This window comes from Vulcanococcus sp., from assembly GCF_044369115.1.
GTDB lineage: Bacteria > Cyanobacteriota > Cyanobacteriia > PCC-6307 > Cyanobiaceae > Vulcanococcus.
On the sequence record NZ_JBIPMN010000137.1, the window covers coordinates 1 to 7,358 of the forward strand.

At 58.5% G+C, this 7,358-nt stretch carries 7 protein-coding genes and 1 pseudogene; 5 read left to right on the plus strand and 3 right to left on the minus strand.

All coding sequences use genetic code 11. From position 1 onward, the window contains the following. Both ACIQ2E_RS10790 and ACIQ2E_RS10795 read right to left on the minus strand, forming a co-directional pair. The coding region (locus tag ACIQ2E_RS10790; protein WP_398330134.1) for an MlaD family protein at nt 1–277 on the minus strand (277 nt) is incomplete at its 3' end. Beyond that, nucleotides 274–903, minus strand: coding sequence for a hypothetical protein (locus ACIQ2E_RS10795; RefSeq protein ID WP_398330137.1), 630 nt, complete (start codon nt 901–903; stop codon nt 274–276). The genes ACIQ2E_RS10795 and ACIQ2E_RS10790, both read right to left, overlap by 4 nt. A 260-nt stretch (nt 904–1,163) precedes the next feature. On the opposite strand from ACIQ2E_RS10795, the gene ACIQ2E_RS10800 reads away from it, so the two are divergent. From ACIQ2E_RS10800 to ACIQ2E_RS10820, 5 genes are all read left to right on the plus strand, one after another. Then, complete coding sequence (locus ACIQ2E_RS10800) at nt 1,164–1,724, plus strand: PliI family lysozyme inhibitor of I-type lysozyme (RefSeq protein WP_398330140.1); 561 nt, start codon at nt 1,164–1,166, stop codon at nt 1,722–1,724. 22 nt (nt 1,725–1,746) lie between these two features. After that, nucleotides 1,747–2,160: a hypothetical protein gene (locus ACIQ2E_RS10805; RefSeq protein ID WP_398330143.1), complete on the plus strand. Its 414-nt coding sequence runs from the start codon at nt 1,747–1,749 to the stop codon at nt 2,158–2,160. 165 nt (nt 2,161–2,325) lie between these two features. After that, nucleotides 2,326–5,676, plus strand: coding sequence for an autotransporter domain-containing protein (locus ACIQ2E_RS10810; RefSeq protein WP_398330146.1), 3,351 nt, complete (start codon nt 2,326–2,328; stop codon nt 5,674–5,676). Between the two features lie 94 nt (nt 5,677–5,770). Next, on the plus strand, nt 5,771–6,661 hold the full coding sequence (locus ACIQ2E_RS10815) for a helix-turn-helix domain-containing protein (RefSeq protein WP_398330149.1): 891 nt from the start codon (nt 5,771–5,773) through the stop codon (nt 6,659–6,661). 151 nt (nt 6,662–6,812) lie between these two features. Then, complete coding sequence (locus tag ACIQ2E_RS10820) at nt 6,813–7,124, plus strand: hypothetical protein (protein ID WP_398330152.1); 312 nt, start codon at nt 6,813–6,815, stop codon at nt 7,122–7,124. Nucleotides 7,125–7,251: 127 nt separating this feature from the next. On the opposite strand, the pseudogene ACIQ2E_RS10825 reads toward ACIQ2E_RS10820, so the two are convergent. Continuing rightward, nucleotides 7,252–7,358: pseudogene (locus ACIQ2E_RS10825) on the minus strand (photosystem II protein D2); the annotation flags it as partial.

Sequence of the window (7,358 nt, forward strand, 5' to 3'; positions counted from 1 at the left end):
AGGCGTATCGACGTTCCACCTGTAACTGCACCGCCACACGGGCATCGGGCAAGAGCTGCAGATGGCGCACCTGACCCACCGGCAGGCCCGAGATGCGCACCTCCTGGCCGGGGCGCAGGCCGCCGGCATTGCGACTGATTAATCGCAATTGCAGCATCGGCTCACCCCAGCGCTGTTCGCGCGCCAGGACGAGCAGTACGGCAGCAGACAGCAACAGTGCTGAGCCGAGAAATAGCCAACGCTCCCGCAGTCCATCGCCGTTCGGTATTGCGGTCATTGGGCGGAGCTGCTCAAGCGCAGGGGATCGAAGGCCGTGATCCAGAGCAGCTTGAGGCCCAGAAGGAGCATCAGCCCCTCCACCAGCAGATTGCTGCCTACCAAGGCCGCTGCCGAACCGCGCTTGATCTGCTTCATCCCGCGGCATTGGCTCCAGCCACACAGGATGGCGAGAAACACGCCGCAGCGAAGCATCGACCGCAGAAGGTCAGCCAAGACCACACCACTGAGCAGCTCACGACCCTCACCGATCAGATCAGCCCGTGGGCTCGCGAGCACACCTCCCGTAAGCGCAGCAACCAGGAAGAACAGCAGCAGCACAGCTCCAACCATGGCCGTGGCTGGCACGGCTACAGGCCAGGGGCGAGGCCCGGACGACTGGCCCTGCCCAAGCCAGGCGGGCAGAAGCAGGGCCATCGCCAACAACGAGACCAACATCGGGCCCACGAGCTGTAACACCAGCAGGGTTAGCAACTCCAGGCTGAAGCGACTGGTCTGCGCCAGGGGGCCGCAGCTCAGCTCAACCACCCCAAAGCCGAGGACGAACCCTGACAGCAACACAACACCACCGCAGCGTTGGCCGCAGTGCTCGGCGAAGCGGAGAACCTCCGCACCGCCGGCAACCACTGAGGCGAGATTAGGCAGATGCCAGAGTGGTCGGGCTTGGTGATTGGGTGGCGCCAGGGTGAAACCAGACATTCGAATGGAGCGAGTCTGGCAGCGCTGTGTTGCGCCTGACATTCAGCCGGATATTTGAAACCTCATACATGTCGATGAGATGGAGCTCGTTATGGAGCACTCGTCTGCAAGGGTGTGATGAATACCCCGAATGGGGGATGCGGTGGCAGCTCTCTGCCGCGATGCTGCAGGGGTCAGCGCTACCAGTTATGGCTTCTGCCTTCCGCCTTTCCCCCCTGGCACTGATTGGGGTGGTGAGCAGTGCCGCCTTCGCTTCTACACCCCCCGCCACTCTCAGCCTCCAGGGCGTGAGCTTCCAGGTGAGGACAACAGGGAACGGGTCTGTTCAGCAGTTGGTGGTGAAAGCCAGCGAACACGGCCATGTCTACCCGGTCGTGAAGCAAGAACTCCTCGGCTCACTTACCGGCAGCGAGGTGGAAGACCTCAACAGCGACGGACGGCCCGAGCTGCTGGTGTTCGTCACTAGCGCCGGCAGTGGCAGCTACGGATCGGTCGTGGCCTGGAGTGCCAGCAAGGGCCACACCCTGTTGCCGATCACCATGCCAGAGCTGAGCGGCAAACTCGGCCAGGGCTACATGGGCCACGATCAATTCGCCGTGGTGGAAACCACGCTGATGCGGCGCTTCCCGATCTATCGCCCTGGCGACACCAACGCTAAACCCACCGGCGGCACAAGGCAGATCAGCTACAAGCTTGTGGCTGGTGAGGCGGGATTCCTGTTCAAGCCGGTGGCTAACACCACCTTCTGATGCTGCTACCACCGCCGCTCCAATGACGCTGCTCAACCGCCTCGCCGCCACAGCCCTCATCAGCGGAGGCTTGTTCATGCCGGCCCAGGCCTACGACCTGCAATACCGTCAGAACGGGACCGCCTTCTCAGCGCCTCAACTGCGAGAAATCTTCAATCAAAGTCTGCCGGCGGAGTACGACCAGCGCTTTCCCGATCAGCGCTGGACCACCTACCTCCTGCTCGACGCGCACACCGACAAAAACCTGGTGGCGATCACACTGGGTTTGAGCCCTCGCGTGGGCCAAAGCCAGGCACTGTTGCCGCTGGCCACCTTCAGTGTGATCGAGCCCCTGCCGCGGACACCAATCCAATGGCAGCAGCTTCTGGGAGGTGTGGCGAGGCAGTACGCCCGACTGATGCTCGACAATCGCAGCCGGATCCTCAACCAGCGCTGAGGCATGGCGATACCGCGACGATGCCAACATCAGACGGCGGCTAGTTTTGGTGCGTAGTCAGGATTCGTGATTGGAGCAGCTTTGACAAGGTTCACGGCGTGACCGATACCAGTTGATCGCGTAACCAGACGGGGAGCGCCAACACGAATGACAGCAGCAAATCTGATGTACAACATCAAGAACCGCTTGACTTGCGCTTTGATTACATTTCAGAGAATTAAACATCTTGCAGCATTCGGCGCTTCACAAGCAACACGAGCAAAATTGTCTAACAATTCTAACTACAGAGACCAGGCCAGCAATGAAGATACGCAGCAGCCACACAGGACACCGTCAAATGTCCGCAACCAAAGGCATTCTGTCCTGCATCGCCACTGCGGCGATCGCAGGGGGCATGGATTCAGGCTTCGGCAGCAGAGCGTTTGCAGAAACCGCAAACGTGACATTGAATGGAACAGTCTATACCTTGCGACAACGAGCTGTTATGCGTCGGGAGTATCCTGCTCGAGTGCTCCCGGCCTAAAGAATAATTCTTGGTGGGGAAATGAAAAGCTTGCTAAAAGCCTTGCAGAAGCGACAAAAGACTTACTAGGACTCCCGAACCGAGATCTCAGCTTTTATGTTGCACCTGGATTTGTCTGGGAGTCGGGAGATCCCGATCAAACACAAAATTTTGTCAAAGCGAACGCTGCCGCCTGGGTGCGTGGATACAATGGCGTTCAAAATTTTAGTGCGGACTGGAATAAGAACACAGGCAGAGGCATATCCACTATATCAATTCTCGCCTACGAGGCAGTGGCGCCCAGGCCCATTGTCGTTCCTCCTATCCTGGTCTCCAATAACGGAAGCCCCACCAACACAACAATCAGCCTTGCCGCGAAAGCGCTATTACCTCAATTCCAGGGTGGCACCCTCACTATTTCAGCAGCGGGCATTGTCACAGATAACTTTACTCTCAACGGCGACCCGGGCAACACTATTGACGCAACCGGGAATACTGCCATCTTCAGCGGCGTATTTAGCGATCAGGCTGGCACACAGGGAACCATCGGCTTCAAAAACTCAGGTTCGACTGCAGCCGACATAACACTTACCACCCAGAGCACGTACAGCGGCTTGACCAGAATCTGGGACAACACCACTGTCACCAGCGGGGCAGACAATGTACTGCCGAGCGCTACTGAGCTTCTGCTCTACGGAAATGGAACCTTTAATCTAAATGGCAGAACTCAGACTATTGCAGCCATTGGCGGCGCAGGAATTATAAATTTAGGGACAGGAACGCTGACCATCAACCTAAACGACCAATTCACGCGAGATTCCAGTGCAGACATCACTGGAACCACCGGCGGCTTGATTAAAGATGGCTCGTTCACCCAGGCCCTCAGTGGAGCCATGTCCTACACAGGGGACACGACGGTGAAAGCCGGCACGCTGGTCATCAACGGCTCCAGCACCTCAGACACCATCATTCAACCGGGTGCAACATTAGGCGGCACCGGAGTGATCAGAGCCGATGTCTTCAACTTTGGCACAGTATCTCCTGGTCTATCCATCGGAACTCTCACCATTGATGGTGGCTCCTATCTCCAAGACAGCGCTGCGACCCTCGCGATTGAGGTGGCGGGGGCTGGCCAAAGCGATCTACTGCAACTAACCGGTGCTGGCTCAGGTCAAGTGATTCTTCTTGAGGGCAGCCTCAAACTCTCAAGTTATCAGGGAGCACCCATCACTCCCGGAGTGGTTTACACAGCCGTGAGCGTTCCCACCGGCACGGTAGGGGGAGATCCAAGCCTGAGTGCAAACACTGGCGGTGTAGCGGGAACCAGTAGTTTCCAATTCGTTCGCGATGAAGACCCTAATTTCACCCAACTCGCCAACGGAACGGCCACTCCAGATCCCAACAAGTTGCAGTTTGGTTGGATTCAGCTGAAGCCAGATGGCACGCCTGTCTCAACCGCCACTCCACCGGGCAAGCCAACCATCGCCGCTGTAAAGCCCACAGGCGGTGCACTCACCTTCGCCATCACAGGTAGCACGACCACACTCCAGCAGCAGTGCACGGCCAATACTGGCAATGCAGCCGCCTGCCAGACCTCCCTGACCGGAGGAGGCTCATCCGGCTCCAATGGCAGAAACCCTAACAATGTTTCCATCGCCAAGGCGATTGACGCCGGCATGTCTTCGGTTTACGCAGCTGTTGTGCAGGGAACCACAGGCGGCACGCCAATTCCCACCGCGAGTGGAGCCCAAAGTGGATACACCAGCAACCAGGCCCTGGCAGCAGCGGTGACGCCCGACTTCATCACCGTCTACGGCGCCCTGTTCTCCATCCCCACCCGCGCCCAGCTGAATCAAGCCCTCCACTCGATCACAGCAGAGCCCTATGCCTCGATGCAGTCGGTGGCCCTGGAAGCCATGGAGCAATTTCGCACCAATGCGCTGGCACTCTCCAACGGTGACAAAGCGATCCGCTTATGGACAGACGCGGACATGTGCGAAACCAGCGATGGAAAGCTGATCCCTGCCAATCGCGAGAAGATCCCCAGTGGATGCAAGCCCAGGAAGATTTCACAGGCTTCCCGCTGGTCGCTGTTGATCGATGCCACCAACACCCAGGCCAACCTCGACGGCACAAACGATCTAGCTTCGCTCGACTACAACATCTTCCAGAGCACCTATGGCTTGCAATACGACGCGTCCAAGCAATGGAGCATCGGCGGTGCATTCGGCTACGGCCAGGCCAACCTCTACAACTACGAATACGCCAACAGCACCATTGACTCGAACACCTACTCAGCAGGCGCATGGGCCATCTACCGCCCGAGTGATCCCTGGAAGATCACTGCGCTGGTGGGCTACATGAACCTCCAATATGACTCCAACCGCAACATTAGTTTTGGAGGCCTCAACCGAACAGCGACTGCAGACTGGAGCGGCAATGGGTTCACCACGGCACTGAAAGCCGAATACGATTGGATTCTCAGCGCCGACAAGGCTGAGCGAAATGCAATTCGCCTCAAGCCCAATACTTACCTGGCCTACAGCCTTCACTCCCAGGGAGACATCACCGAATCTGGGGCCGATGCGCTCAACCTGGCTATTGATGGCCACAGCGCCGATTCCCTGATTTACGGCATCGGCTTCACTCTTGAAACCCCCATCCAACTGGCCAAACAGACGCGTCTGATCCCTCGCCTGTCTGTCGGCTATGAGCATGATTTCAACGGCAATACCAACGAAGAACATCAACTCTCGGCCTCCTTTGCCGAGCTGCCGGCCCTCGGCTCAGTGGATGTACTCGGACAAAACCGAGGAGCCGACGACCTCAACGTTGCTCTGAATCTGGAACTGGAAACCTCCGATCAGTTCTCCCTCTATGCCGGAGTAGGCGGCTCCTTCTGGAGCAATGGCAACGAGCTCAACTACGGAGGTGGCCTGCGCTGGCGCTTTGGGGGTGCTCCCAAGGCCTCGGTGTTGCCCACGCCGGTGGCTCAACCCCAGAACATCCGTTAGTCCCCTGGAGCAGCTGACACGACCACAACTCCTTGAGGCCCCAGGGCTGCGCACTCTGCTGAGCAGCGGTGATTTCGGCGAATGGGATGCACTGGTGGCCAACACCCTCGGTCATCACCGCAGCCGCCTGCTGCCAGGCTCCGGCCCATTCGAAGCCCTGATGCGCGGGGGTGCCCTGGATGAATTCCAGGTGTTGATGATCCAGGGGCGCGGCCAGGTAGAGCTGCTGCGTGAACAACGTGGCCACGGCGTGCTTTGGTTGCCGTTGATGGGTTTCACTCAAGAAAACATCAACGGCCGCGAATACCTGGCTGAACCCGGCATGGCGCTGTTGTTCCGGCCAGGCGATGCACTGCATGGCTGCACCAGTGAAGATTTGCTCGGAATCTCGATCTTGATCCCGGAGCGCCATCTGCAGGGGATCGGCGGCCCATCACCGCTCATCGACCACGGGCCACTGCAGCGGAAGGTGATCAATGCCTCACGCCAGCTGAGCGAAGCAGCCGCCTGGCAGCCACGCGGTGCCACCCACAGCGCGGCTGTTCTGGTGGAAACGCTGCACCAGTGGTGCAACCCAGCCCAAGCCGGGCAGCGGGACGAACGATTGAGCTCCCGACGCCGGCGCAACACAGTGGCCGAGGCTTGTCACTGGATGCAAGCTCACCTCACTGAACGTTTCAGCGTTGTGGAACTCAGCCAAGCCATGGGGGTGTCGATCCGCACCCTGCAATACGCCTTTCAGGAGGAACTGGGGCACACACCCATGGCGGAAGCCAAGCGTTTGCGACTGCGGCAGCTGCGCCATTTGCTGCAACAGCCCAATTTGCTGGAGCAAAGCATCGCCAAGCTGATGGAAGCATCAGGGCTGCTGGCTTGCGGCGGCACCGCCGCTGAGTACCGGCGCTGGTGCGGAGAGTCCCCTCGCCAGACCCGCCAGAAGGGCTGCAAGGGCCAGACACACAGCCAATCAACAAGCAATCAATGATGGAATGAAAACGCAAGACGCATGCAATCAACCCCAACAGTGATCAATAAAGACTGTTGTTGCCGGCTTTTCAAACCAGATTTACTGCCTAGCGTGAAGTTGCTCTGAAGCTTCAGATCCAATGAAATCGTTCGCTCGCCAGCTGAGCTGTGTGGCTTTGGCCTGCACCTGCGCGGCCTTCACTCCCGCGGCTCACGCAGACGATGATGCCAAAATCAACGCCCGCATTGAAGCCTCGGGTCGTGCCTGCAAAAACGCAGTGGCCGCGAAGTATCCCAAAGCCACCATGGCAGACATCCGCGTTGAGCTGGGAGCCACCTTGAAGCAAAGCATCGACGCTGGACAAACCACACTCAAAGACATCAAGAAAGAAGGGCTTAGTTACAACTGGACCTTCAAAAATAAAAGCGGCTACTGCAACACCGATGGCAGCGGCAATGTGACCGAACTCGTTAAGCAGTGAAATCACTCAGGCTTGCCAGAGCCGCACGCGGCCGACAGCAGTCGGCATAGGTGCACAAAAAAAGGGGCACCTCGCGGTGCCCCATCCCATCGGATCAATCAAGCCGGATCAACCGGCCGCCATTCGATCAGAGGGCGTTGCCGCGAGGCAGAACCTCTTCAGGGAAGACGAAGTTTTCGTGCGGCTGGTCAGCCGGTGCCATCCAGGCACGCAGACCTTCGTTCAGAAGGATGT

Excerpts from the sequence above, each read along its gene's own strand:
- ACIQ2E_RS10800 (WP_398330140.1), top strand. The coding sequence starts at position 1,164 with ATGGCTTCTGCCTTCCGCCTTTCCCCCCTGGCACTGATTGGGGTGGTG.
- ACIQ2E_RS10805 (WP_398330143.1), top strand. The coding sequence starts at position 1,747 with ATGACGCTGCTCAACCGCCTCGCCGCCACAGCCCTCATCAGCGGAGGC.
- ACIQ2E_RS10810 (WP_398330146.1), top strand. The coding sequence starts at position 2,326 with ATGTACAACATCAAGAACCGCTTGACTTGCGCTTTGATTACATTTCAG.